We start from the raw sequence: 24315 nt of genomic DNA, 5'->3' as shown, positions 1-24315 counted from the left end.
CCCCTATCCTGGTGTTGTTCGCGCTGACGGAACCGAGTAGCGCCGTACGCCACGTTCGAGAGAGTCGCCGGTAGCTGTGAAGGCGATACGTGGAGCGGTGGCGAAGACACTCCCGAGCGACTGTTGTGCAAGAGGCCGGATCGGTCCGATCCGGTGAAGGTGTGGTGGCACCGCGAGATTCCCCTTCGCCCACACCTCCGGGGTTCGAGACAGACCTGGAGGTGAAACAGCAATGCGCATTCTCAGTCATGAGATCCCCTCAGCAGTAGGCCAGTCCGTCACGGTGGCCGGCTGGGTGCACCGAAGACGACGGCTCGCCGCCGTCAGTTTCCTGATCCTGCGCGACCGGTCCGGCCTGGCGCAGATCGTCGTCAAGGGATCGCAGGAGCAGCTGGACGAGCTGAGCGAGGAGACTGTCGTCGAGGTGACCGGTACGGTCGCCGCGAACGCACAGGCCCCCGGCGGCGCCGAGATCGTCGACCCGGTGATCACGCCGCTGACCGAACCGGCCGCCACGCCGCCGATCGAACTGTGGCGTCCCACGGTCGGCGCCGGACTGCCCGTCGTACTGGACAACGCTCCTGTCGCGCTGCGGCATCCGGTGGTGCGGGCCGGCTGGGAGATCGCGTCGGCCGCCATGTACGGGTTCCGGGAGGCGTTGAGCGGTCAGGGTTTCACGGAGATCCAGACCCCGAAGATCGTCGGTACGGCGACCGAGTCCGGCGCCAACGTGTTCGCACTGGACTACTTCGGCGGACCGGCGTACCTGGCGCAGTCGCCGCAGTTCTACAAGCAGCAGATGGTCGGGGTGTTCGAGCGGGTCTTCGAGGTCGGTCCGGTGTTCCGTGCCGAGCCGCACGACACGGTCCGGCACCTGGCCGAGTACGTGTCGCTGGACGCCGAGTTCGGGTTCATCACGGACCATCGCGACGTACTGGCGATGCTGCGGACCGCTGTCGCGGGCATGTTGTCGGCCGTCGGTTCGCGGGCCGGCAGTGCGTTGGAGCGGCTCGGCCTGGAGTTGCCTTCGATTCCGGTCGACGTGCCCGTGCTGCACTTCACCGAGGCGTTGAAGATCGCCGGCGCGGACCCGGACGAGCCGGACCTGGCGCCCGCGGACGAGCGTGCGATCGGTGAGTGGGCGCTGCGCGAGCACGGAAGCGACTTCGTCGCGGTCGAGGGCTACCCGATGGTGAAGCGGCCGTTCTACACGCATCCGCAGCCGTCGGACCCGCGCTGGTCGAACTCGTTCGACCTGCTGTTCCGCGGCATGGAGCTGGTCACGGGCGGGCAACGCTTGCACCGGTACTCCGACTACGTCGCGGCCCTCGAGGCTCGGGGCGAGTCTCCGGACGCACCGGCGTACAGCTCGTACCTGCAGGCGTTCAAGCACGGGATGCCGCCGCACGGCGGGTTCGCGATCGGCCTGGAGCGGTTCGTCGGCCGGCTGACCGGTGCGGAGAACATCCGCGAGGTCACGTTGTTCCCCCGCGACCTGCACCGCCTGACGCCGTGACCGAGACCACCGCGTCGGTCGTCGCCGAGCTGAACGTTGCCCTAGGCACCAACTATCGGCTCGTCCGGCAGCTGACCGGTGGTCTGCAGTCGACGGCGTACGAACTGACCGACGGCACCACCCGGGTGATCCTCAAGTGGAGCGAGGACCCCGGGTGGGCGCCGCGCGTCCGGCGAGCGGCCGACCTCGTCCGCCGCGCGCGAGCCGTCGGCTACCCGACACCTGCGTGGCTTGCGGTCGGTACGACGGCCTCCGGGGCGCCGTACGAACTCCAGGAATTCGTGACCGGTGCGCCATCCGTTGTCGACGTGTCACTCGCCCGAGAGCTGATCGGAATCTGCGAGCTGCAGCGGGATCTCGTCCCCGAAGACGGCGTGAGCTGGTCGGGGTGGTCGAGCGGCGTCGTCTTCGAGGACTGGGACGGCGTCTGGGCCCGAGTGCTTTCGTACGGCGGTGAGGCCGCAGAGTTGATGCGGCAGTTCGAGGTCCTGTGCGAACCGCATCGTGGCGAGCGACTGCCGGAAAACGATCTGGTGCACGGCGACCTGAATGTCGGCAACCTGCTCGTCGACGACGGGCGGATCGCCGGGATCGTCGACATCGAGGCGGCCGGGTCTGGGTCCCGCGCGTACGACCTGGTCACGCTGGCGATGTCAGCGGCCCGCGACGGCGCTGCGGCCGGCGTCGACGAACTGTTGGTGGAGGCCGCACTCCGAACCTGCGGTCCGGCCGCGGTCGCGGTGTGCGCGGCGGCGTCGTACGCAAGCTGCGCGGAGTTCGCCCACCAACGCTCGACGTACTCGCTCGGCCGGGTAAACCTTGGCGCCCGACGCCTACTCGAGCTGCTCAGCTGCACACCACGGACCGGGACCTGACACAGGAAACGGTGACCGGAGACAGGTAATAGCCTGTCCGCAGTCGCCACTTCCGGTCTCAGCTCACGGTGACTGGCACGGGATCGGTGGCCGCGGAGGCATTCGCGACGTTGTCGGTGCTGACGGCAACCACTAGCCTCGGCCGCGGGGCGTGAGCTCCAGGTCACCTGGTCGTTGGTGGCGTACCCCAGTGGCGCTGGTCGGGCCGTCCTCCGGAAGGTTGTCAGCACCACCTGGTGTCCGTCTGTCGTCCGAACGGCCAGACCTTGTCGTCCGATCGGTGATAATCCTGAGCCGTGACCAACGAGATCGAGCAGTCCGTTCTGGCCGCCGTCGACGACGACCGGATCGTGGCCGACCTGCGGGACCTGGTGCAGATCCCGAGCATCGACGGGACCGCGGCGGAGAGCGACGTACAGGCGTGGTGTGCGGCACGGCTGGAGGCGCTCGGGCTGGCGGTGGATCACTGGGAGCTCGACCTGCCGGCGTTGACCGCGGACCCGGAGTTCCCCGGACAGGAGGTCGAGCGCGCCGCGGCCTGGGGTTGTGTCGGCGTCCTCGGCGGTACGGCGACACCGGGGCTGATCCTCAACGGGCACGTGGATGTGGTGCCGGGTGACGCGTTCGCCGCGCGGATCGTGGACGGCGTGATGTGGGGCCGTGGGACCTGCGACATGAAGGGCGGCGTCGCGGCCGTTCTCGGCGCGGTCGCGGCGATCGTTGCCGCCGGCGTCCCGTTGCGTAAGCCGCTCGCGGTGCACACGGTGATCGGCGAGGAGGACGGCGGCCTGGGGACGTTCGCGACCCTGCGGCGCGGCCATCGCGGCGAGGCGTGCCTGATCGCGGAGCCGACCGCCGGAACCGTGATCCCGGCGAACGCCGGCTCGCTGACCTTCCGGTTGGAGGTGCCCGGTCTCGCGACGCACGGCTCGACGCGCAGCCGTGGCGTGAGCGCGATCGAGAAGTTCACCGTCATCCAGACCGCGCTCCAACAACTCGAGGCGGACCGCAACCGCGACCCGCACCCGCTCCTCGCCCACCTCGACCTCGCCAACCCGCTCTCCGTCGGCACGATCGCGGCCGGCGACTGGGCCAGCACCGTCCCCGACCATCTGATCGCCGAGGGCAGGTACGGCGTACGCCTCGGCGAACCGCTCGCGGAAGCACGAGCCGCATTCGAGATGGCCATCGCCGCCGCCTCCGCCAAGGACGACTGGCTCCGCGAGCACCCGGTCGTGGTGACCTGGCCCGGCGGCGAGTTCGCGTCCGGTCTGCTCCCCGAGGGCGACCCGTTGCTCGCCGACGTCCTGCGGGCGGCGACCGACGCCAGTGGTACCACGCCTGCGGTCAAGGGCGCACCGTACGGGTCGGATCTGCGCCAGTACGCCGCCGCGAACATCCCGACCGTGCAGTACGGACCGGGTGACGTCCGATACGCACATGCCGCCGACGAGCACGTCGTACTCGACGACGTCCTCGCGGCGGCACGTGCTTACGCCCTGCTGGCCCTCAGGCGTTGCGGTTAGTCCTCCAGCGCCTGGTAGAGCGTGGTCCAGAAGTCGTTCATCAGGTGGATCGCGGACGGCACGGTCGCGCCGACCTGGGTGAGCAGGACGCCCGTGATCTTGTTGACCGGGTCGGCGTACGTCGACGTACCCGAGCCACCGTCCCAGCCGAACTGACCGATCGGCGCGTAGTCGCCGCGGTACGTGCGGACCGCCATACCGAAGCCCCAGCCGCCCTGCTGACCCTGGCCGAACGAGATGTGCACGTTGTCGCGGGCCAGCGTCTCGCGGGCCGCCAGCTGCTCGGGCGTGAGGCTGTTGCTGGTCATCAGCTCGACCGCCGGCCGGGACAGGATCCGCTGGCCTTCGTGGACGCCGTTGTTCAGCAGCATCCGGAAGTAGGCGTGGTAGTCGTCGGCGGTGGAGTTCAGGCCACCGCCACCGCCCTGGAACGCCGGCGGGGTGCTGTGCCGGCCGCCCTCGGCCTCGTCCCAGACCTGGAACTCACCGGTCGCCGGGTCCGGCGCGTACAGCGGAGGCAGCCGGTGGATCTGGTCGGCGGGCACCGAGAACCCGGTGTCCTTCATGCCCAGCGGCTCGAAGATCCGCTCGCGCAGGAACGCGTCGAACGACTGGCCGCTGACCCGGGAGACGAGCACGCCGAGCAGGTCGCTGCTGATCTGGTACTGCCAGCGCTCGCCCGGCTGGTACATCAGCGGCAGCGTGCCGAGGCGGCGCATCCACTCGTCCTGCTCGGGCATCGGCACCGGCAGATTCGGCGTGATGCCCTGCTCGAACAGCGCGCCCATGATCGGCGTACCGATCATCGTCATGTCCATGCCGAGGCCGAACGTCGAGGTCAGCACGTCCCGGACGGTGATCGGGCGGCGGGCCGGCACGGTGTCGTCGACCGCGCTGTCGATCCGCTTCAGCACCTGCCGGTCGGCGAGCTCGGGCAGCCACTGCTCGACGGTGTCGTCGAGCCGCAGCTTGCACTCGTCGAGCAGCACCATCGCCGCCGACACAGAGACCGGCTTCGACGTCGACGCCATCCGGAAGATGGTGTCGCGCTGCATCGGCGCGCCGCCGTCGTGGCGCAGGGTCCCGTGGGTCTCGACGTGCGCCTCACCATCGCCCCGGCTGACCAGCGCGACGACGCCGGGAATCTTGCCGGAGTCGACCGACCGGGCCAGTACGTCGTGCAGCCGGCGCAGCCCGGACTCGGTGAAACCGGAAGGTGTGGTTGCCATGGTGATGGTTCTCCTTCTGTTAATGCTGTTCAGGGGCGATGCAGATTCGGTGCAGCGTCAGAGGCTGCGGGCGATGATGTCGCCGACGGCGGTGGTCGCGTGGATGGCGAGCTGGGCGGCCGCGCCCTCGCTGTTCTTCAGCGAGTTGCTGATCCGGCCGGTGGCGGTGCCGGCGTTCAGGGAGGCCGACGAACCGGTGGCGGCGCCGATCTCCACGTCGCCGGCGTCGGTGCGCAGCGTGACCTCACCCTGCACGGCCTCGGCGATCCGGATGTCGCCCTTGCTGGTGCGGATCTGCGCCGGGCCGTTCAGCTTGGCGACGTGCACGTCGCCGGCCGAGGTGGTGATCCGGGCGGTGCCGACCTCGTCGAGGTCGATCGTCCCGTGAGCGCTCTCGACGGCGAAGGCGCCGTACTGCCCGACGGCCTTGAGCTCGGAGCTGGCGGACTTCACCGTGACCTCGGAGCCCTTCGGCAGCTGGACCGTCACCGCGACGGAGCCGCTCGGCCCGAAGTACTGGTTCTTCGCCGGGACGACGATCCGCAGCACACCGTCGGCGTACCCGACCTCAGCGGTCTCGGCGACTTTGACGTCACGGCTCTTCGTGGGGTCGGCCGGCAGCACCTCGACGGTGGTGTCGCTCCGGTCGGCGGCGACGAACTCGATGCGGCCGGCGGGGATGTCCAGCACGGCGGAGATCGGCTCGGGGGTGGTGTACTTCGTCATGGTGGCGCCCTTCTGATGATGGTTCGGTGTGTTGCTGACACCGATGACGATCCAGGAGCGCCCTGACACCGAGCCGCCGTCGCGCTGACACGACCTCTGACACGACCTCTGACATGGCCGCGGACAGGCCTTCCGCGCCCGCCACCCTGACTCCCCCAGATTTTTGCGGCTGATTGTAAATGACCCTCACGAAATCTGTCAGGAAATTACAGCAGCCGTGCTAGGGCCGCTTGACCGGCCGGACCCCAGGCCGGCTTCCCACCTGGTCGGCCCAGGTCGCCGTTGATCCCCATCGCGATCAGGAACAGGGCCCGCTGCACGGCCCACCCGCGCGCTCGCCGTACCGTCGCCTCGTCCGTCGGGTAGCGCTCGAAGAACCGGTCCGCGGCGCCGTCCGGCAGCAGGATCCAGGCGGCGGCCAGATCGTTCGCCGGATCGCCGGCGGACACCTCCTCGAGGTCGATGACGCCGGCCAGCGTGCCGTTGGCAACGACCACGTTGGCGGGGTGCAGGTCGCCGTGCAGCCAGACAGGCGGCCCCTCCCACGGCGGCGCGGCGACGGCGTCCTCCCAGATCGCACGGAACTCGTCGATCCGGTCGACGTGCTCGTGTACGTCGGGGAATCCCAGGTCCTGCGGCAGCGTGCCGCGCTGACTCACCGGAGCGTCGGCCGGAGCCTCGGTGTGCAGCGCCAGGAGGAAGTCGGCGAGCAGGTCGGCGGACTGCGTCGTGCTGATCGGCATCCGGTCGGCGGGCTCGCCGTGGACCCAGGTGGTGACCAGCCACGTCTTCGGGAAGTGGTCCGACGGTACGCCGCGGCGCTGCGGGACCGGAACCGGGAGCGGAAGCCGGCCGGCGAGCTCAGGGACCCAGCGATGTTCGCGCTCGAGCAACTCGGTGCTCTGGTCGAAGCGGGGCACTCGGACCGCCAGGTCGTTGCCGAGCCGCCACATCTGGTTGCCCCAGCCGCCGATGACCTCCTTCAGCTCCAGTTCGGCGAGGTCGGGGAACTGCTCTGTCATGAGGGTCCGCACGAGGTCTTCGTCCACGGAGCGTCAGACGCGTCACAGCAGGCTCTGGTTGGGAATAGGTCCACTGAGCGGGCAGTTGCCGACGGGTATGCGCATTGATGTGTGGTCCGACGTCGTCTGCCCGTGGTGCTACATCGGGAAGCGTCGGCTCGAAGAGGCCCTGGCGGCCAGTGGTGATACCGCAAACATCGTCTGGCACAGCTTCCAGCTCGACCCGTCGTCGACGAACGACGACCCGCGGGACCTGGCCACCCGGCTGGGCGAGAAGTTCGGTCGCGACCGCGAGTGGGGTCTGCAAGCAAACGCCCAGGTGACCGAGGTGGCGGCCGAGGTCGGCCTGGAGTACCACCTGGACCAGGCGAAGGCCGTGAACACTGTCGACGCACACCGGCTGCTGCACCTGGCCCGCGAGCTCGGCGACACCGGGCAGGTGCCGGCGGATACGCAGGGCCGCCTCAAGGAGCGGCTGCTCAAGGCGTACTTCACCGACGGCCTCCCGGTCGGTGACCACGCCACGCTGATCGATCTGGCCACCGAGGTCGGTCTGCCCGCTGATCGAGTGCGTGCGGTCCTGAGCGGAGCGAAGTACGCCGAGGAGGTCGCCGCGGACCAGGCGCAGGCACTGGCGTACGGCGCGAACGGCGTACCGTTCTTCGTCATCGACGAGAAGTACGGCGTCAGTGGCGCACAGCCCGTGGAGGTCTTCCAGGAGGCGCTGCGCCGGGCGAACGCGGACCGCAAGCCGGTGACGCTGATCACCGCACCACGCGCGACCACGGACGGTGACGCGGCCTGCGGACGGGACGGCTGCCCGATCTGATCATGAGTGTCAGCCGTGGGTACCGGGAGTCGTACTGAACGTGGTGTATGAAGGAGGCTTGACGTCCTCCCGGTCCTTTCGGTGCCGGGCTCCAACTGAGCTACACGGAGGCAGCAAGTTGCGGTTCACGCTTCGCGGACCGGCCTGTGCCGAGGTCTCTGCGTGCGGTCACGGCCCGTCCGGCCGCGATAGAGCGTGCTGCGATGTTGATGGCTGCGTTCACGTCAGCGTTCGTCGTATAGGCGCAGGATCGGCAGCGGAAGACGGCTTGGCTCTCGCGCGCCTCCCGATCGACGATGCCGCAGCGCGAACAGGTCTGACTGGTACGGGCGGGGTTGACCTTCTCGACCCGGCCGGGCGCCTTCTGCTCCAAACGGGTGACCAGGCTGCCCCAGGCGTTGGCCAGGATGCCCCGGTTCAGGCCGGCTTTCTGCCGCACATTCCGGCCGGGCTTCTCGACGGTCCCGCGCGCGGATCGGACCATCTGGGTGATGCGGAGGTGCTCGACCCCGATCACGTCGAATCTGCGCGCCAGATCGGTAGAGACCTGCTCTACCCAGTTCCGACGCCTGTCCACCTCCCGCGCCTTCGTCCTCGCGATCGCGGCACGAAGCCTCATGCGCCGCTTCGACCGACGATCAGCGCGTGCGAGCCGGCGCTGCAGCCGCAGCAACCGCGTCCGTTCGCCGCGCCGCAGACTCGGCACGGTCAGCAGTTCGCCGGTCGAGAGGGCCGCCGATACGGCCACTCCCCGATCGACTCCGACAACTTCTCCGTTCCCCGGCGCAGGTATGGGGCCTGGGACGACGGCGAACGCAAGGTGCCACCGACCAGCCCGGTCACGGGTGATCCGGTACGACCTCGCATCGGGCAGTGTCCGCGACAGCCGAAACCGGACCCATCCGACCTTCGGGACGAGCACTCGGCCCCATTTCCGGGACAGCCGTTCCACCCGCCGCGCCTGCGGACCGACAATTCGGAACCCCTCGCGCGCCCGGGCTTTCCGCCAGGTCGGACGCCCGTGGGTGCCGTTGTAGAAGTTGGTCACGGCCTGGTGGAAATCACGCAGCGCCTGCTGCTGCACGGTCTGCGAGCCGGCCCGCAACCACGCGTTGTCCGCACGAGCCTCGGTCAGCTGGGCCGACTGAGCGCCGTACCCAGGTGCGGAGGAACGGCGGCCGGGTCGCCACATCAACCACTGCTCCAGTGCGAGGTTCCACATGAACCGCGCATGCCCGCACAACCCGGAGAGCGCAGCTTCCTGCTCTACGTTGGGTGCGAGACGGTACCTGGACACGAAAGGAAACCTGCCATGCACCACCGACAGTTTCCGGAGCATTCCAGAGCGCTTCGGACTCCCCTCACTCGATCGACGATCCTTCGGAGGATGCGATGACTGTCGTGCGCGCACTGGCCAGGCCGTTGCTGTCCGTCATTTTCGTCGTGCAGGGCGCGAACCAGATCCGTAACCCGGAGCCGCTGGTCCCGAAGGCGCAGCCGGTCACCGACCGTCTCGTCCCGGTCGTGAAGAAGGTCGCTCCGGCGCAGGTCGGCGAGCGGATCCCGGACACCACGGCCAACCTCGTCCGGCTGAACGGCGCGGCCCAGGTGGTCGGCGGGATCGCGCTGGCGACCGGCAAGGGCCGCCGTCTCGGTGCGGGTCTGCTGGCGGCATCGCTGGTACCGACGACGCTCGCGGGCCACTCGTTCTGGCAGGAGAAGGACAAGACGGTCCGGAACCAGCAGCGGATCCAGTTCATGAAGAACCTGGGCATCCTCGGCGGTCTGCTGCTCGCCGCGGTCGACACCGAGGGCAAGCCGGGCGTCGCCTGGCGCGCCTCCCACGGCGCCAAGGCCGCGAAGCGCGAGGCCAAGCGCGGCACGAAGGCCGCCAAGCGCGAGGCCAAGCAGCTGACCCGCGAGGCGAAGCACGCCGCCCGGCTCGCCAAGGCCGAACTGTCCTGAACTGACGCTTCGTTCCACGGACGGCTGGGAGCTCCACCAGGCCGTCATGCCCTAGGCTCAGAGCCGAGATGACGAGTCTAGGGAGTGGTATGAGCGAGGATCAGGGCTGGCCGGCGCCGCGGGCCGAAGGAGCGGTGTCCGGGACAGTCACGGTGCCCGGCTCGAAGTCGATCAGCAACCGCGCCCTCATCCTCGCCGCGCTCTCCGACGGTCCCTCGCAGCTCACCGGTCTGCTCGCCGCCCGCGACACCGCGCTGATGCGTTCCGCCCTGGTCTCGCTCGGCGTGGGCATCGCCGACAGCGGTACGACGGTCACGGTCACCCCCGGCTCGCTCAAGGGCCCGGCCGACGTCGACTGTGGTCTGGCCGGCACCGTGATGCGGTTCGTCCCGCCCGTCGCCGCGCTCGCCGACGGCGTGGTCGCGTTCGACGGCGACCCGTACGCGCGGGAGCGTCCGATGGGCGTCATCCTGGGCGCGCTGCGAGCGCTCGGCGTACAGATCGACGACGGCGGCACCGGGCGGATGCCGTACACGGTCTCCGGGACTGGTGCGGTGCGCGGCGGCAAGGTGACGCTGGACGCCTCCGGGTCGAGCCAGTTCGTGTCCGCGCTGCTGCTCGCCGGCGCCCGGTACGACGAGGGCGTCGACATCCGGCACGACGGGAAGCCGGTGCCCTCGCAGCCGCACCTGGACATGTCGGTCGCGATGCTGCGCGAGCGCGGCGTCCAGGTCGACGACGCGGAACCGAACCGCTGGGTCGTTGCTCCCGGCCCCATTCGGGCGCTGGACACCGCGATCGAGCCGGACCTGTCGAACGCCGCCCCGTTCCTGGCGGCGGCCGTCATCACCGGCGGCTCCGTCACCGTGACCGGCTGGCCGTCAGAGACCACCCAGCCGGGCGGTCAGCTGCCCGAGATCTTCACCCGCTTCGGCGCCGAGGTGACGCTGACCTCCGAAGGACTCACCGTCCGCGGGACCGGCCGGGTGCAGGGCTGCGACCTCGACCTCAGCGAGGTGGGTGAGCTGTCGCCGGTGATCGCCGCCGTCGCGGCCTTCGCCGACGGACCGTCGTACCTGCGCGGGATCGCGCACCTGCGTTTCCACGAAACGGATCGGCTGGCGGCGCTGGAGACCGAGTTCAATGCGCTCGGCGGCGATGTGACGCAGCTGGACGACGGGCTCGCGATCCGCCCGAAGCCCTTGCACGGCGGGCTTTTCCACACGTACGGCGACCACCGGATGGCGCACGCCGCCGCGGTGCTCGGCCTGCTCGTCGACGACCTCGCGATCGAGAACATCGCGACCACGGCCAAGACACTCCCAGAATTCCCCGAACTCTGGTCGGAGCTCGCCGGCTGATGTCGCGGTACGACGAGGAGGCCAAGTTCGACCGGCCCAAGCGCCGCACCCGGCCGCGGACCAAGGACCGTCCCTCGTACGACGACGCCACCGAAGGCTTCGTCGTCACCCGCGACCGCGGCCGCTACACCTGCTGGGTCGAGGATCGGGTGGTGACCGCGATGAAGGCCCGCCAGCTCGGCCGGAAGGGCGTGATCGTCGGCGACCGGGTCAAACTCGACGGCGACGCGAGCGGCGACGAGGGCACGCTGGCCCGCATCGTCGAGGTCGTCCCCCGGACGACGCTGCTGCTCCGCTCGGCCGATGACGACGACCCGATCGAGCGCCCGCTGGTGGCGAACGCGGACCAACTGGTGATCGTCGTCGCGGTCGCGAACCCGGAGCCCCGCACCGGCCTGATCGACCGCTCCCTGGTCGCGGCGTTCGACGCCGGCATGCGACCGCTGCTCTGCCTCACGAAAACCGACCTCGCCGACCCGGACCCGCTGCTCTCGATCTACCGCCCGCTCGGCGTCGAGTCGGTCGCGACACAGCAAGGCGGCGACCTCACCGAGCTCCGCGAGCAGCTGCACGACCGGACCAGCGTCCTCGTCGGCCACTCGGGTGTCGGCAAGTCCACGCTGGTGAACGGGATCATCCCCGGCGCCCACCGTGCGACCGGCATTGTGAACGAGGTCACCGGTCGCGGGCGGCACACGTCGACGAACACCGTCGTACTGCGGCTTCCGGACGGCGGCTGGTTGATCGACACGCCAGGCATCCGCTCGTTCGGCCTGGCGCACGTCGATCCCGACAAGCTCATCCACGCCTTCCCCGACCTGGCCGACATCGCGGAGAACTGCCCGCGGGGCTGCACCCATGCCGCCGACGCGCCGGACTGCGCGCTGGACGAGGCCGTCGCCGAGGACCGCGCGGACGCCGACCGGGTCGCGTCCTTCCGCCGGCTGCTCGCCAGCCGAGCCAGCACTTAGGTCGCGTCCGACGAGCAGCTAGAGCTACTTCTTGGGGAGGATGTTGCCCCAGACTGCGCGGGCACCCGCGTCGCCGGTACGGATGGTCTGGTAGATCACCACGACCGCCATCACGACCACCGCGGCCGTGACGACCAGTTCGAGCGGGCGGCTTTTGATTGCCCTCTCACCCCTTCCGCTCGTCGGCGCGCCCGGTCCGCCGAACACCACGAACGCGAGCACCACCAGGACGGCGAACGCCAGCACGAACCACAGCAGCAGGTTCCCGCGCGAGCGGTGCACCTGGACCAGTTGCTGCAATTGGGGGATCGCCGCAACGAACGCGTCACCGCTCTTCTTCGCCACGAACGCGCACAGCAGCGCGCCGACGCCGAGGACGAGCGCGGGCCAGCGGAGCAGCCACCGCCACTTCGGCACCACCGCGAAGACGATCGCGGTCAGCGCGCTGATCGGCAGCACCACCACCGCGAGGTGGATCACCAGCACGTGCAGCGGCAGGTCTCCGAAGCGCTCGAACATGGACGGCCTCCCGGCGGTCGTTAAGGGCGTGACAGACACTAATGGCACGTTCAACGACCCTGTTTGGTTCAACGGTCGCCGCAACCGATCCGCAACGTTTCGCCGGACAGCCGGGGCGTTGAGCGGCCGTTCAGGCTAGCCTTCCGGCATGCCTTCGCACACGGATGACCTGCGGCTCGCCCACATCCTGGCCGACGACGCGGACTCGACCACGATGGACCGCTACAAGGCGCTCGACCTGCACGTGGCCACCAAGCCCGACCTCACCCCGGTGAGCGAGTCGGACAAGAAGGTCGAGGACGTGATGCGCAAGACGCTCGCCCGGGCCCGGCCCCGGGACGCGTTCGTGGGCGAGGAGGAAGGCACCACCGGCTGGGGCGTGCGCCGCTGGGTGGTCGACCCGATCGACGGCACCAAGAACTACATCCGCGGCGTCCCGGTCTGGGCGACGCTGATCAGCCTGATGATCGAGGACCAGGTGGTCGTCGGCGTGGTCTCCGCTCCCGCGCTCGGCAAGCGCTGGTGGGCGTCGTACGGCGACGGCGCCTGGACCGGCCGCGCGCTGCACTCCTCGCAGCCGTGCCGGGTCAGCGACGTCAGCAAGATCGAGGACGCCTCGCTGTCCTACGCGTCACTCAAGGGCTGGGAGAAGCTCGGCAAGAAGAACCAGTGGGCCGAGCTGATGGACTCGGTCTGGCGGACCCGCGCGTACGGCGACTTCTGGTCGTACATGCTGGTCGCCGAGGGCGCGGTCGACATCGCCGCGGAGCCCGAGCTGAACCTCTACGACATGGCCGCGCTGGCGATCGTCGTCGAGGAGGCCGGCGGCAAGTTCACCTCGGTCGACGGCACCCCGGGCCCGAACGGCCCGAACGCGGTCGCCACCAACGGCCGCCTGCACGACGACGTACTCAAGCGCCTCGAATAATCCGGCGCTTGAGGAACTCGGCCTCGACAGGGTTGCTCGTGAACGCCAAGGCCTCCTCGTACGCCGCCCGCGCGTCCTCGACCCGTCCCATCCGCCACAGCAACTCACCCCGCGTCGAGGCCAGATAGGGGTACGTCGCCAGCGCGGGATCGTCCGGTAGTTGCTCGAGCGCCGTTTCCGGCCCGGCGACGTAGCTGAGCGCGACGACGCGATTGAGCGCCACCACCGGCGACGGCCAGCGTTCGAGCAGGACGTCGTACAGGCCGAGGATCTCCGGCCAGTCGGTGTCCTCCCACAGCGGAGCCTCGGCGTGGACGGCGGCGATCGCGGCCAGCACTCCGAACCGACCGGCCTGCGTGCGCAGCGCGACCTCCACCAACGTCAGGCCTTCGGCGATCAATTCCTGATCCCACAGCGAACGATCCTGGTCCTCCATCAACACCAGCTGACCGGCGTCGTCGACCCGCGCCGCCTCGCGCGACTGCGTGAGCAGCAGCAACGCGAGCAGCCCGGCCGCCTCCGCACTGTCCGGAAGGAGCAGGCGGATCATCCGCGCCAAGTCGATCCCTCGCCGGCTCAGGTCGGTCCGGGTGAGGCTGTCGCCGTCGATCGCGGTGTGGCCGGCCGTGTGGACGAGATGCACCACATCCAGTACTGCGTTGATCCGCTCAGGCAACTCCGCCGTCCGCGGGATCCGGTAGGCGATGCCGGAGCGCGAGATCTTCTGCTTCGCGCGGGTGATCCGCGCCTGCATCGTCGCTTCCTTCACCAGGAAGGCCTTCGCGATCTCCGCCGACGACAGCCCACACACCAGTCGCAACGTCAACGCGATCTGTGCCTCCTGCGCGAGCGCCGGGTGACAACACGTGAACACCAACCGCAGACGGTCGTCGGGGAACGTCTCGTCCGCGGCCTCCTCCTCCGGGATCAGCAGCGGGAGCTTCCGGCGCGCCACATCGGCTCGCCGCCGATGCTCCAGTGCCCGCCGCGTCGCGACGGTCGTCAGCCAGGCACCGGGCCGTTTCGGCACTCCTTGTTCTCGCCAGTGCACCAACGCCTTCGCGTACGCGTCCTGCACACAGTCCTCGGCCAGATCCAGGTCCGCCGCGACCCGGGCGGTCGCGGCGAGGACGGCGGCCCACTCGGTCACATGAGCCGCCGCCACCGCGTCTGCTGTCGGATCACCCACCGTTGACCAGCGGGCGGACCTCGACACCGCCCATCGGGGACGGGACCTGCTTCGCGATCGCCAGCGCCTCGTCCAGATCGGCGGCCTCGATGATGTAGTACCCGCCCATCACTTCCTTGGTCTCCGCGAACACGCCGTCCGTCACGACGTACCCGCCGCTGCCGTCGGAGCGGATCGACGTCGCCGTGGTGCTCCCGTCGAGCTGACCGCCGCCACGCACCGCCGCGGCGTTGTTCTCCACGAACGCACGGTGGTTCTTGTGGTTCTGCTCCATCACCGACGGATCGGCCGCGTCCCACTTCGCCTCGTCGTCGTAGATCATCACCAGGTACTTGCCCACTGCGGGTCACCCCTTCTCGTCGTACACCGGTTCCAGCATTCACCATCCCGATGCGCGAGCAGGCCGCGAATCGACAACCGCCCCGCGCGAGTTTCGCGACCACGTATGGTGGCCGGTATGCCCTTGACGTACCCCATCGCGGAGCAGACGCTGGACAACGGCCTCCGGGTCGTCGTCAGCTCGGATCGTGCCGTGCCGATCGTCGCCGTCAACCTCTGGTACGACGTCGGGTCGCGCCACGAGCCACCGGGCCTGACCGGGTTCGCGCACCTCTTCGAGCACCTGATGTTCCAGGGATCGCGCAACGTCGCCTCCGGCCAGCACTTCAGCCTGCTCGAGACCGCCGGCGCCAGCCTGAACGCGAGCACCTTCTTCGACCGCACCAACTACTTCGAGTCGCTGCCCAGCGGCGGCCTGGATCTCGCGCTCTGGCTCGAGGCGGACCGGATGGGTTACCTGCTCGACGCGGTCAACCAGGAGAACCTGGACAACCAGCGCGACGTGGTCAAGGAAGAGAAGCGGCAGAGCTACGACAACCGCCCGTACGGCGATTCGTACGAGCGGCTCGTCAAGCTCGCGTTCCCCGCGGACCACCCGTACGCGCACATGACGATCGGTTCGATGGCCGACCTGGACGCGGCCTCGCTGGAGGACGTGCACGCGTTCTTCCGCAAGTACTACGGGCCGAACAACGCGGTCCTGACGATCGTCGGCGACGTCACCGAGGACGACGCGTTCGACGCCGCCAAGCGGTACTTCGGGCACCTGCCCGCGATCCCCGCGCCGCCGCCGGCGCCGGACGGGACGATCGGGCCGATGACCGACGTACAGCGTGACGACGTCGAGGACGACGTACCGTCCGACCTGGTGACGATGATGTTCCGGCTGCCGGTCGACGGGACGCCGGAGCTGGACGCGGCCGGGCTCGCGCTGGACATCCTCGCCGCGGGGCAGAGCGGCCGTTTGAATCGGCGGCTGGTCCGTGACGAGCAGATCGCGCAGTCGGTGTCCGGTGGGGCGCTGCCGCTGATCGGCGGGGTGTCGTTCGGGACGCTGACCGGGATCGCGTCGGACGGTGTCGACCTGCAGAAGGTCGAGAAAGCGCTGCTCGAGGAGATCGAGAAGCTGGCCGAGGACGGCGTCACCGCGGACGAGCTGGCCACCGTGCAGGCACAGGCCGAGCGCGACTGGCTCGAGCAGCTGGCGACCTGCGCCGGCCGCGCGGACGAGATCTCGCACCACGCCCTGCTGTTCGGCGACGCGAACCGGATCAACACCCGGATCGACCAGGTGCAGGCCGTGACCGTCGAGCAGGTGCAGGCCGCCGCGCGGACCTGGATCCGCGCCGCGGGCCGGGTCCAGGTGAGCTACACCCGCAAGGACCAGACGTCTTCGGGCGAGTCGGGAGAGCAGGAATGAGCCAGGTTCTGAGCACCCCACCGGCCGTCGGCGCGCCGCGTCCGTGGAACTTCCCCGAGGCGGTCACCACCCAGACCAGCGTCGGTACGCCGGTGCACGTCTTCGACCGCCCGGGCCAGTACGTCGCCACCGTCCGCGTCACGATCGCGATGCCGCTGATCGCGGAACCGCGGGAGCTCGAAGGAGTCGCGACGATCATGTCGCGAACCCTCGACGAGGGCACCGAGCTGCACTCGGCCAACGAGTTCGCCGCCGCGCTGGAGCGCCACGGAGCGGCGTACGGCGTGGATGTCAGCTCGGACGCGCTGCACGTGGAGATCTCGGTGCCGGTGTCGCACCTCGCGCCGGCTGTCGAGCTGCTCGCCGAAGCGATCACCAAGCCCGCGTTCACCCAGGCCGATGTCGGTCGGCACGTGACGATTCGGCTCGGTGAGATCAACCAGGAGCGGGCGAACGCGGGGTACCGGGCGCGTGAGGCGTTCGCGGCGCACCTGTTCGACGCGAAGACGCGGCGGTCGCGGCCGACCGCGGGCACGCCGGACACCATCCGGCCGCTGACCAACGTCCAGGTCGCCGACTTCTACCGGAACAACATCGGCCCGGAGCGGGCGGAGATCCTGTTCGCCGGCGACGCGACCGGCGTGGACGTCGCCGGGATCATCGACGCGGCCTTCGGGACGTGGACGTCGTCGGCCGGTTCGGCGCTGGAGACCCCGGAGCCGATCTTCCTCGCCGGCAACCGCCTCGTGCTCGTCGACCGCCCGGGCTCGGTGCAGAGCCAGCTGCTGATCGGCTGCCCCGGCCCCGACCGGCGGGATCCGGCGTGGGGTTCGGCCGCGGTCGCCAACCATGTCGTCGGTGGGACGATCACCTCCCGCGTGGACACGGTGCTGCGCGAGGAGAAGGGCTACACGTACGGGACGCGGACGAGCTTCGCGGCGCCCCGCAAGGGCGGGACGTTCAGCCTCGGTGGCGCCGTCCGGACCGAGGTGACCGGCGCCGCGATCACTGACGCGCTGCGGATTCTTCGCGAGGCCCGCGACGGGCTGACCGAGCAGGAGGTCCAGGAGGCGAAGGACAGCCTGATCCGGACGGCTCCGCTGCGTTACGAGCAGGCCGACTCCGTGGCCCAGCAGGTCGGCAGCAACATCGCGAACGGCGTACCGGTCGACTTCGCCGACACGTACCTGGCGCAGATCGCCGCGACGACCGCCGCCGAGGCGACCGAGGCCTACCGGCGGTACGTCGGAACCGATGGCCTGCTCGTGGTCGTCGTAGGGGAAGCGAAGGACGTGCGCCCGCAACTCGAGGGCCTCGACCTCGGCGACCTGATCGACCTGAGCTGACGGAACACACCGGTTCCTCCGCTCAGCTCGCTGAGCGGAGGAACCGTGAGCTACCCCGAGCCGACGAAGTACCAGCTGCAGCCCGGCTACCACGACCTGCCCGCGTACGGCGTCCTGCGCGACAACTCCCAGGCGACGGTCGCGCTGGTGCTCGGCTCGATCGCGCTCTGCACCGGGCTCCTGTTCCTGTCACCGGTCGCGTGGTGGCTCGGCGGGCAGGCGCTGGCTGAGATCAACGCGGCGCCCGGCGTCTACAACAACCGGGGCATGGCGCAGGCCGGGCGGATCTGCGGCATGATCGGCACCGGTCTACTCGGTCTCGGCGCGCTGTTCCTGGCGGCGATGGCGGTGTTCTTCGTCGCCGTCTGATCAGCTGCTGATGTAGTTGGAGAGCTGCTCCTTCTCGAACTCGAGCTCACCGATCCGGGACTTGACCACGTCCCCGATGCTGACCAGGCCGGCGAGGTTGCCGTCGACAACGACCGGGACGTGCCGGATCCGGCGGTCCGTCATCAGCCGCATCAGGTTGTCGATCAGGTCGTCCGGTGTACACGTGTGCACCTCGGCCGTCATGATCGAGCTCACCCGCACGTCACCCGCGTCCGGCGTACCGTTCCAGAGCCGGACGATGTCGCGCTCGGAGACGATCCCGGACACCGTCGACCCGTCCGCGCTGACCACCACCGCGCCGATGTTGCGTTCGGCGAGCAGGGCGAGCAGTTCGGTGACAGTGGCTTCTGGGGAGATGGTGACGACCTGGTTGCCCTTGCCGCGCAGTACGTCGTTGATCTTCACGGAGCCTCCTGCAGATCGAGGAACCAATACCCCAAGGTAGCGGCAATCTCCCGATCACACCCAGTGACAACGAGAGACAACCGGCCCGTCTGCCGGCGGGAAAACTGTCGGCGGCCGGACGGCGCCAGCGAGTAGGATCGGCTGGCTTCGGAGGGGGTCTCGTGGGGTTTCGGCAGGACATTGCGGTACTTCGGCATCGGGACGTGCGGGTGTTCGTGTCCGCGCGGTTCATCTCGATTCTCGGGTCGTCGATCGCGCCGGTGGCGTTGGTGTTCGCGGTGCTGGACGTGTCGGACTCGGCCAGCGCGGTCGGGACGGTGCTCGCGGCGCGGAGCATTCCGAACATCGTGTTCCTGCTGATCGGTGGCGTGATCGCCGACCGGCTCCCCCGGCACCTGGTGCTGGTGGCGGCGAACACGATCAGCGGACTCACCCAAGGGCTGGCCGCGGCGCTGGTGCTATCCGGGCACGCGACGATCTGGCAACTGGCGTCGATCGAGGCCGTGAACGGGATCGCGGCGGCGTTCGTGATGCCGGCGATGACCGGGATCCTGCCGTCGATCGTGGACCGGGCGGAGCTCCCGCAGGCGAACGCGATCGCCGGGTTCGCGCGCTCGGCCGCGATGATCGGCGGCGGCGCGGTCGCCGGGGTGATCGTCGCGCTGACCGGTCCGGGAATCGGTCTCGCGGTCGACGGGGTGACGTTCCTGGTCGGCGCGGCGCTGCTGTCCCGGCTACGGATTCCGCGGATCAAGCGCGCGGCCAGCTCGGTACTGACCGATCTGCGCGACGGCTGGAGCGAGTTCGTGTCCCGCCAGTGGGTCTGGGTGATCGTGCTGGCGTTCGCGCTGCTGAACCTGATCTTCACCGCGTGTTACCAGACCCTCGGCCCGGTGATCGCGGACCGGACGTTCGGCCGCGCCGGCTGGGGTGTGGTGAGCGCCTGTTTCGGTGCCGGGCTCGTTGCCAGCGGCATCATCATGCTGCGCCTGAAACCCCGCCACCCGGTGCGGACCGGAATGTTCGGCATGCTCCTCACAGTCCCGGTGATGCTGTGCCTCGCGCTGCTCCCGCAGACGTGGGCGATGGCGATCGCGGCGTTCCTGCTCGGGGTCGGGTTCGACATCTTCGGGATCAGCTGGGAGACCGCACTCGGCCAGCACGTCCCGATCGACAAGCTGTCGCGCGTGGCGTCGTACGACATGCTCGGCTCGTTCATCGCGGGCCCGGCGGGCCAGCTGACGGTCGGGTACGTCGCCGCGACGCTCAGCGTGAAAGCCGTCGAACTGTACGGCGCCGGCCTGTTCGTCCTGATCACCGTGATCACGCTCGTGGTTCCCTCCGTCTGGAACCTGCGTAGGGTGGACGTGTGAGCTCAATCGTTCCGGGACCGAAGCAGAAGCTCGAGCAGGACATCACGTCGGCCCGCGTCGGCGGCAAGGGCCTCGACGCGCGTGACCTCAGTACGTCCGCGCCCCCGCAGGAGGACCTGCAGGGGCTGGACGACTGGCCGGAAGCACTGCGAACGACCGTCGAGGCGGAGCACGCCCGTGTCACCGCGCTGGCGAGCAACCGGCGCAAGACCGCCGACGGCATCGTTCCCGACGTGATCCGCGGACTCGACAGCCTGCTCGACCAGATCGCCGGCCGCCTCCAGGCGGAGAAGCCGTCACTCTTCGGCAAGCCCGCGGCCGCCCAGGCCGACGACCTGGACGACCTGGCTGAGCGCCTCGGGATCCCCGACGACGAGCTCACCGTTCCCGGGCGGGGCGAACACCGCGCGGCGGTCCGCACGATCAAACAGCTCCGCTCGCAGCTCAAAGAGCTCGAGACGGCCAACGACCACTCGAAGCTCACCCGGGTGGTGACTTTCGTGGTCCGCCTCGCCCTCGTCACCGATGCGGCCCCCAGCTCAACGGCAACCCTCGCTCCGATCGCCCTGGACCGCTACGCCAAGTCCCTGCCGGACTACCAGTGGACCTGGACCTTCGACCAGAAACTCGCATTCTGGAAGCAGACCCACGAGGCCCTCACCGGCGAATGATGTCGCTCGGCGGCAAGGTCACAATGGCGGAGTGACGCGTTGGGCGAACTCCAGCAACCGGCCGTGCCGCAGCAGTGGCGCATCGAGGTCGACCGAATCTCCCGCCCGCCGGAGCGCGGAGGGCGACACCCGGTAGACGTCCTGGAGCCGGTGCGACAAGTGGAACTGGTCGCTGAAACCACACGACCGCGCAATCGTCGCGAGCGGCAGGTCGGTGCGGCCCAGCGCCGTCGCCGCGCGCCTGAGCCTAACCAGGAGCAGCCCCCGCGACGGACCGCACCCGAACTCCTGCGAGAACACCCTCGACAGGTAACCCACTGAGACACCGATGGCCGGCGCCGCGGCACGGAGCGGAACAACGTCCGAGTCACCGGATCCCCAGCGCGCCACGACGTACCCGGCGAGAGCATCGACGAGTGGGGTGAACGGTCGCCCGGTCGTGAGTTGTGGTCCGTTCACCATCAGGTCGAGTACGAGTCCGGCGAGCAGTGGAACGCGCTGCCGCGACACGTCGGTGCCGGCCAGCGCGATCGAGCTCAAGTGGTCGACAGTGGCCGCGAGCAACGGTGAGCCGGCCAGTGGAACGGTGAGCGGCCAAGTGCCTCGGTCGGGGTGCTGCGCGTCCAGGCTGAAGTGAAGGTACGCATGCTTGGTCGTGGTCGTCGGCGACCAGCGGAACCCGTCGACCATGCCCGCCTGCGCGAGGCACAGCACTCCGGGACTCAACGCGAACTCCTGCGGCCCCGCACCGCGCAGGTCGTTGTCGATCCGCCAGACGGCCGTTCCCGAGAGCAGCCAAACCAGTTCGTTGTCGCGGAGTTCGCGAGGACCGTAGGTCGAGCCGGGCAGGTACTCCACCACGCTTACCGGCGTGACGGTGGCCAACTCGCCCGACAGGAGGGTCACGTTCAGACATTAACGGGCGCCGACCGAGCATGGTCGCCGACACCAACGGCACGCCATGCTGTCGGCAGATCCTCGGAACCGACGGAGGTAACAGATGACCGCCGACTACCAGCGCGACGGCTACGTGATCCTGCCCGATGCCCTCACGGACGACGAAGTTCGGGCGCTCAACGAAGACGCCGTACGGCTGTGTCGTGGCGAGCACGGCGTCATCGACTCCGACGCCGCCCAGACGTTCGACGGTGTCCCGGATGACGCCGTACTGCGCAACTTCCTGTGCATCCATCAGCCGCACAAGATCTCGCCCGTGGCACTCGACGCGCTGCATCATCCGCGGATCGTCGAGACACTGACCGCGGTGATCGGCCCGAACGTCAAGGCGATGCAGTCCATGCTGTTCGTCAAGAGCGAGGGACGTCCCGGACAGGCCTGGCACCAGGACGAATACTTCATCCCCACCAGGGACCGCTCCCTGACCGGCGTGTGGATCGCGCTCGACGACGCCACGGTCGAGAACGGCTGCCTGTGGGTCCTTCCCGGGTCACACCAGGCGGGCATCCTGTACCCGGCGCGCGAACAGGACGACCCACAGTTCGACTGCACCACCGAGGCATTCGACTTCCCGTACGCCGACGCGGACGCCGTACCGGTCGAGCTGAAGGCCGGCTCCGCGCTGATCTTCAACGGGTACCTCTTGCACCGGTCGCTGCGGAACTCGGGCAAGCACGGACTGCGGCGCGCACTCGCCAACCACTACATGAGCGCGGAGTCCCTGCTGCCCTGGCGGCGCCCGGCCGATGACGAGCACATGGCGATCGCGGACTACCGCGACGTCGTGCTGGTCGCCGGCCGGGATCCCTATGCCTACAAGGGCCTGCAGGACCTGAGCACCCCGCACACGCGGCCCGACAAGGACGGCGGGTGCGGGCGCTGATCAGCCCTTGATGGCGCCGCCGAGTGCGAAGGCACCGCCGAGTTTGCGGCTCAGCAGCAGGTACAGCAGCAGGACCGGCATCGTGTAGATCAGCGAGTACGCCGCCAGCTGGCCGTAGTTCGGCTCGCCGTACTGGCCGAAGAACGTGAAGATGCTGACCGACGCCGGCAACCGCTCCGGGGAGAGCAGCAGCATGAACGGAACGAAGAAGTTCCCCCACATGCCGATGAAGGTGAAGATCAGCACGACCGCGATCCCGGGCCACATCAACGGCAGCACGATCGCGCGCAGCGCCCGCATGTTGCTGGCGCCGTCCACCCAGGCGGCCTCCTCCAGCGAGATCGGTACGCCGTCCATGAACGTCTTCGTCAGCCAGATCGCGAACGGCAACGCACTGGTCGCCATGAACATGATCGTGCCGCCGAGCGTGTCCACCAGGTTCAGCTGCACGAACAGCCCGTACACCGGCACCATCACCGCGGTGATCGGCAACCCGGTGCAGAACAGCACCGTCAGCAGGAACGGCCGGTTGAACCGCGTCCGGAACCGCGACAACGGATACGCCGCCAGCACCGCGCAGATCATCGTCAGCAGCGCGGCACCACCACACAGCACGATCCCGTTGAAGACCGGCCGGTACGTCGTGTCGGTGTTCAGCACGGCCTTGAAGTTCCCGAGCGTCGGATGCGTCGGGAACTCGACCCGCAATCCGGCGGTCCGGTTGATCGACGCGAACAACACCCACAACAAGGGCAGAACGAACAGGATGCCGATCGCCAGCAACACCAGGTTCGATGCCAGCTTGCTCATCCGATCGCGGGCGATCACGGGGCCTCCCGGTCTGGACTGAGGAGTGTAGGGAGCGAAGCGACTGGAGCGACGAGGGAAGACCGGGAGGCGAAGCCCCGTGATCCGCCGCGCCGGAGGCGTGGCATACGCACAGTCATGCCGCCTCCGTGTTCAGTCCACGCAGGTAGATCAGCGAGAAGATCGCGCCGATCGCCAGCATCACCAGCGCGATCGCCGTACCGTAGCCGATCTGGGAGAAGCTGAACGCCTGCTCGTACATGTACAGCGGCAACGTCTGACTCTTGGTCCCCGGGCCGCCCCGGGTCATCGCGTAGATCAGGCCGAACACGCTCAGCGTCTGCAGCGTGATCAGCATCAGGTTGGTCATGATCGCCCGGGTGATCATCGGCACCGTCACGAACACGAGCCGCCGCCAGCCGCCGGCGCCGTCCATCTCGGCGGACTCCTCGATCTCCTTGGGGATCTCGCTGAGCGCCGCGGAGTACACCAGCATCGAGAACGCCGTACCGCGCCAGATGTTGGCCAGCGACACCGCGATGATCGGTGCCCCGTACAACCAGTCCTGACCGGGCAGCCCGACCGCGTGCAGCATCACGTTCAGCGTGCCGTCGTCGTTGAAGAACGCACTCAGCAGGTACGCCGCGACGACCTCGGGAAGGACCCAGGCGCCGATCACCGCCGTACCGACGAAGTTGCGGACGACCTTGGTGGACTTCCGCATCAGCAGCGCGAGGCCGAGCCCGAGGGTGTTCTGCCCGATGATCGCGGAGATGAGCGTGAACACCAGCGTCAGCCAGATCGCGTTCGTGAACGCGCCGCTGCCGAAGGCCTTGCGGAAGTTCTCCAGCCCGACGAACTGCACGTTCGCCGCGCCGTTGCCGGTCAGCGCCATGTTCGTGAACGCGGCGTACACGCAGTAGATGATCGGGCCGGCCAGGAAGACCAGCATGAGTCCGATGGCCGGCGAGAGCGGCAGCATCCGGACGAGTTTGGCCCCCCGCGGCCGCTTGCTGGCAGTGCCGGCAGCGGCCGCGGCGGGAGCGAGAGTCGTCGTCACAGGGGAGA

The 24315-nt window shown here is 69.1% G+C and carries 25 protein-coding genes; 14 read left to right on the top strand and 11 right to left on the bottom strand.

Annotation, left to right across the window (positions count from 1 at the left end):
* Window positions 1-232: 232 nt before the first annotated feature.
* The 3 genes from aspS (at window position 233) to AC0662_RS37610 (ending at window position 3917) form a co-directional block, all read left to right on the top strand.
* Window positions 233-1516 carry an aspartate--tRNA(Asn) ligase gene (aspS, locus tag AC0662_RS37620; protein ID WP_452202107.1) on the top strand — a complete coding sequence of 428 codons (1284 nt, stop codon included), beginning with the start codon at window positions 233-235 and terminating at the stop codon, window positions 1514-1516.
* Window positions 1513-2391 carry a phosphotransferase family protein gene (locus tag AC0662_RS37615; RefSeq protein ID WP_478306650.1) on the top strand — a complete coding sequence of 293 codons (879 nt, stop codon included), beginning with the start codon at window positions 1513-1515 and terminating at the stop codon, window positions 2389-2391. The genes aspS and AC0662_RS37615 overlap by 4 nt, the downstream gene beginning before the upstream one ends.
* Before the next feature lie 296 nt (window positions 2392-2687).
* Window positions 2688-3917 carry an ArgE/DapE family deacylase gene (locus AC0662_RS37610; RefSeq protein ID WP_478306648.1) on the top strand — a complete coding sequence of 410 codons (1230 nt, stop codon included), beginning with the start codon at window positions 2688-2690 and terminating at the stop codon, window positions 3915-3917.
* On the opposite strand, the gene AC0662_RS37605 is transcribed toward AC0662_RS37610, so the two are convergent.
* The 3 genes from AC0662_RS37605 to AC0662_RS37595 all read right to left on the bottom strand — a co-directional run bounded on the left by AC0662_RS37605 (window position 3914) and on the right by AC0662_RS37595 (window position 6894).
* Window positions 3914-5146 carry a serine hydrolase domain-containing protein gene (locus AC0662_RS37605; RefSeq protein ID WP_478306646.1) on the bottom strand — a complete coding sequence of 411 codons (1233 nt, stop codon included), beginning with the start codon at window positions 5144-5146 and terminating at the stop codon, window positions 3914-3916. The two genes, AC0662_RS37610 and AC0662_RS37605, sit on opposite strands and share 4 nt — an antisense overlap.
* Before the next feature lie 57 nt (window positions 5147-5203).
* Window positions 5204-5872, bottom strand: coding sequence for a DUF4097 family beta strand repeat-containing protein (locus AC0662_RS37600; RefSeq protein ID WP_478306644.1), 669 nt, complete (start codon window positions 5870-5872; stop codon window positions 5204-5206).
* Between the two features lie 206 nt (window positions 5873-6078).
* A complete protein-coding gene (locus AC0662_RS37595; protein WP_478306642.1) occupies window positions 6079-6894 on the bottom strand; it encodes an aminoglycoside phosphotransferase family protein in 816 nt (271 codons plus the stop codon).
* 97 nt (window positions 6895-6991) lie between these two features.
* Between AC0662_RS37595 and AC0662_RS37590 the strand changes: the two genes are divergently transcribed.
* On the top strand, window positions 6992-7723 hold the full coding sequence (locus AC0662_RS37590; RefSeq protein WP_478306640.1) for a DsbA family oxidoreductase: 732 nt from the start codon (window positions 6992-6994) through the stop codon (window positions 7721-7723).
* A 100-nt stretch (window positions 7724-7823) separates the two neighbouring features.
* Here the strand turns inward: AC0662_RS37590 and AC0662_RS37585 are convergent, their stop codons facing one another.
* A complete protein-coding gene (locus AC0662_RS37585) occupies window positions 7824-9062 on the bottom strand; it encodes an RNA-guided endonuclease InsQ/TnpB family protein (RefSeq protein WP_478306638.1) in 1239 nt (412 codons plus the stop codon).
* A gap of 53 nt (window positions 9063-9115) precedes the next feature.
* Here AC0662_RS37585 and AC0662_RS37580 point away from each other — a divergent pair, with 53 nt between their 5' ends.
* From AC0662_RS37580 to rsgA, 3 genes are all read left to right on the top strand, one after another.
* The gene (locus AC0662_RS37580; RefSeq protein WP_452202091.1) at window positions 9116-9688 is read left to right on the top strand and encodes a DoxX family protein; all 573 of its coding nucleotides are present in this window, start codon (window positions 9116-9118) and stop codon (window positions 9686-9688) included.
* A gap of 89 nt (window positions 9689-9777) precedes the next feature.
* Entirely contained in the window at window positions 9778-11049 is a 1272-nt protein-coding gene (gene aroA, locus AC0662_RS37575; protein ID WP_478306636.1) for a 3-phosphoshikimate 1-carboxyvinyltransferase, read from the top strand.
* On the top strand, window positions 11049-12020 hold the full coding sequence (gene rsgA, locus AC0662_RS37570; protein WP_478306634.1) for a ribosome small subunit-dependent GTPase A: 972 nt from the start codon (window positions 11049-11051) through the stop codon (window positions 12018-12020). Before aroA ends, rsgA begins: the two co-directional genes overlap by 1 nt.
* A 24-nt stretch (window positions 12021-12044) precedes the next feature.
* On the opposite strand, the gene AC0662_RS37565 is transcribed toward rsgA, so the two are convergent.
* Entirely contained in the window at window positions 12045-12539 is a 495-nt protein-coding gene (locus AC0662_RS37565; protein WP_452202085.1) for a DUF2231 domain-containing protein, read from the bottom strand.
* A 148-nt stretch (window positions 12540-12687) separates the two neighbouring features.
* On the opposite strand from AC0662_RS37565, the gene hisN reads away from it, so the two are divergent.
* Entirely contained in the window at window positions 12688-13467 is a 780-nt protein-coding gene (hisN, locus tag AC0662_RS37560) for a histidinol-phosphatase (RefSeq protein WP_452202083.1), read from the top strand.
* Here the strand turns inward: hisN and AC0662_RS37555 are convergent.
* Together AC0662_RS37555 and AC0662_RS37550 are read right to left on the bottom strand one after the other, a co-directional pair.
* A complete protein-coding gene (locus tag AC0662_RS37555; protein ID WP_452202081.1) occupies window positions 13451-14632 on the bottom strand; it encodes an RNA polymerase sigma factor in 1182 nt (393 codons plus the stop codon). The two genes, hisN and AC0662_RS37555, sit on opposite strands and share 17 nt — an antisense overlap.
* A 16-nt stretch (window positions 14633-14648) precedes the next feature.
* Window positions 14649-14996, bottom strand: coding sequence for a YciI family protein (locus AC0662_RS37550; RefSeq protein WP_387782187.1), 348 nt, complete (start codon window positions 14994-14996; stop codon window positions 14649-14651).
* 117 nt (window positions 14997-15113) lie between these two features.
* On the opposite strand from AC0662_RS37550, the gene AC0662_RS37545 reads away from it, so the two are divergent.
* The 3 genes from AC0662_RS37545 to AC0662_RS37535 are packed head-to-tail and all read left to right on the top strand — an operon-like array spanning window position 15114 to window position 18130.
* Window positions 15114-16415 carry a M16 family metallopeptidase gene (locus AC0662_RS37545; RefSeq protein ID WP_478306631.1) on the top strand — a complete coding sequence of 434 codons (1302 nt, stop codon included), beginning with the start codon at window positions 15114-15116 and terminating at the stop codon, window positions 16413-16415.
* The gene (locus AC0662_RS37540) at window positions 16412-17761 is read left to right on the top strand and encodes a M16 family metallopeptidase (RefSeq protein WP_452202077.1); all 1350 of its coding nucleotides are present in this window, start codon (window positions 16412-16414) and stop codon (window positions 17759-17761) included. Before AC0662_RS37545 ends, AC0662_RS37540 begins: the two co-directional genes overlap by 4 nt.
* Before the next feature lie 45 nt (window positions 17762-17806).
* The gene (locus AC0662_RS37535) at window positions 17807-18130 is read left to right on the top strand and encodes a DUF4190 domain-containing protein (protein WP_478306629.1); all 324 of its coding nucleotides are present in this window, start codon (window positions 17807-17809) and stop codon (window positions 18128-18130) included.
* Here the strand turns inward: AC0662_RS37535 and AC0662_RS37530 are convergent, their stop codons facing one another.
* Window positions 18131-18556: a CBS domain-containing protein gene (locus AC0662_RS37530; protein WP_452202073.1), complete on the bottom strand. Its 426-nt coding sequence runs from the start codon at window positions 18554-18556 to the stop codon at window positions 18131-18133.
* 161 nt (window positions 18557-18717) lie between these two features.
* Between AC0662_RS37530 and AC0662_RS37525 the strand changes: the two genes are divergently transcribed.
* Window positions 18718-19929 carry an MFS transporter gene (locus tag AC0662_RS37525; protein ID WP_452202071.1) on the top strand — a complete coding sequence of 404 codons (1212 nt, stop codon included), beginning with the start codon at window positions 18718-18720 and terminating at the stop codon, window positions 19927-19929.
* Entirely contained in the window at window positions 19926-20600 is a 675-nt protein-coding gene (locus AC0662_RS37520; protein ID WP_452202069.1) for a hypothetical protein, read from the top strand. The genes AC0662_RS37525 and AC0662_RS37520 overlap by 4 nt, the downstream gene beginning before the upstream one ends.
* Window positions 20601-20618: 18 nt before the next feature.
* On the opposite strand, the gene AC0662_RS37515 is transcribed toward AC0662_RS37520, so the two are convergent.
* On the bottom strand, window positions 20619-21506 hold the full coding sequence (locus tag AC0662_RS37515) for a helix-turn-helix domain-containing protein (RefSeq protein WP_478306626.1): 888 nt from the start codon (window positions 21504-21506) through the stop codon (window positions 20619-20621).
* Window positions 21507-21600: 94 nt separating this feature from the next.
* Between AC0662_RS37515 and AC0662_RS37510 the strand changes: the two genes are divergently transcribed.
* The gene (locus AC0662_RS37510; RefSeq protein WP_478306624.1) at window positions 21601-22440 is read left to right on the top strand and encodes a phytanoyl-CoA dioxygenase family protein; all 840 of its coding nucleotides are present in this window, start codon (window positions 21601-21603) and stop codon (window positions 22438-22440) included.
* Here the strand turns inward: AC0662_RS37510 and AC0662_RS37505 are convergent, their stop codons facing one another.
* Together AC0662_RS37505 and AC0662_RS37500 are read right to left on the bottom strand one after the other, a co-directional pair.
* On the bottom strand, window positions 22441-23268 hold the full coding sequence (locus tag AC0662_RS37505; RefSeq protein ID WP_452202064.1) for a carbohydrate ABC transporter permease: 828 nt from the start codon (window positions 23266-23268) through the stop codon (window positions 22441-22443).
* 115 nt (window positions 23269-23383) lie between these two features.
* Window positions 23384-24307: a carbohydrate ABC transporter permease gene (locus tag AC0662_RS37500; protein WP_478306622.1), complete on the bottom strand. Its 924-nt coding sequence runs from the start codon at window positions 24305-24307 to the stop codon at window positions 23384-23386.
* Window positions 24308-24315: the final 8 nt, after the last annotated feature.

Source organism: Kribbella sp. NPDC043289, assembly GCF_056436705.1.
Note: the sequence above shows the minus strand (reverse complement) of the source record. Positions and strands in the feature narration are given on the sequence as shown.

Bases quoted from the DNA above. Each gene is read 5' to 3' on its own strand.
- AC0662_RS37590 (WP_478306640.1), top strand. From the start codon at position 6,992: ATGCGCATTGATGTGTGGTCCGACGTCGTCTGCCCGTGGTGCTACATC.
- hisN (WP_452202083.1), top strand. From the start codon at position 12,688: ATGCCTTCGCACACGGATGACCTGCGGCTCGCCCACATCCTGGCCGAC.
- AC0662_RS37565 (WP_452202085.1), bottom strand. From the start codon at position 12,539: ATGTTCGAGCGCTTCGGAGACCTGCCGCTGCACGTGCTGGTGATCCAC.
- aroA (WP_478306636.1), top strand. From the start codon at position 9,778: ATGAGCGAGGATCAGGGCTGGCCGGCGCCGCGGGCCGAAGGAGCGGTG.
- AC0662_RS37605 (WP_478306646.1), bottom strand. From the start codon at position 5,146: ATGGCAACCACACCTTCCGGTTTCACCGAGTCCGGGCTGCGCCGGCTG.
- AC0662_RS37540 (WP_452202077.1), top strand. From the start codon at position 16,412: ATGAGCCAGGTTCTGAGCACCCCACCGGCCGTCGGCGCGCCGCGTCCG.
- AC0662_RS37545 (WP_478306631.1), top strand. From the start codon at position 15,114: ATGCCCTTGACGTACCCCATCGCGGAGCAGACGCTGGACAACGGCCTC.
- aspS (WP_452202107.1), top strand. From the start codon at position 233: ATGCGCATTCTCAGTCATGAGATCCCCTCAGCAGTAGGCCAGTCCGTC.
- rsgA (WP_478306634.1), top strand. From the start codon at position 11,049: ATGTCGCGGTACGACGAGGAGGCCAAGTTCGACCGGCCCAAGCGCCGC.
- AC0662_RS37600 (WP_478306644.1), bottom strand. From the start codon at position 5,872: ATGACGAAGTACACCACCCCCGAGCCGATCTCCGCCGTGCTGGACATC.
- AC0662_RS37510 (WP_478306624.1), top strand. From the start codon at position 21,601: ATGACCGCCGACTACCAGCGCGACGGCTACGTGATCCTGCCCGATGCC.
- AC0662_RS37585 (WP_478306638.1), bottom strand. From the start codon at position 9,062: ATGCTCCGGAAACTGTCGGTGGTGCATGGCAGGTTTCCTTTCGTGTCC.
- AC0662_RS37595 (WP_478306642.1), bottom strand. From the start codon at position 6,894: ATGACAGAGCAGTTCCCCGACCTCGCCGAACTGGAGCTGAAGGAGGTC.
- AC0662_RS37580 (WP_452202091.1), top strand. From the start codon at position 9,116: ATGACTGTCGTGCGCGCACTGGCCAGGCCGTTGCTGTCCGTCATTTTC.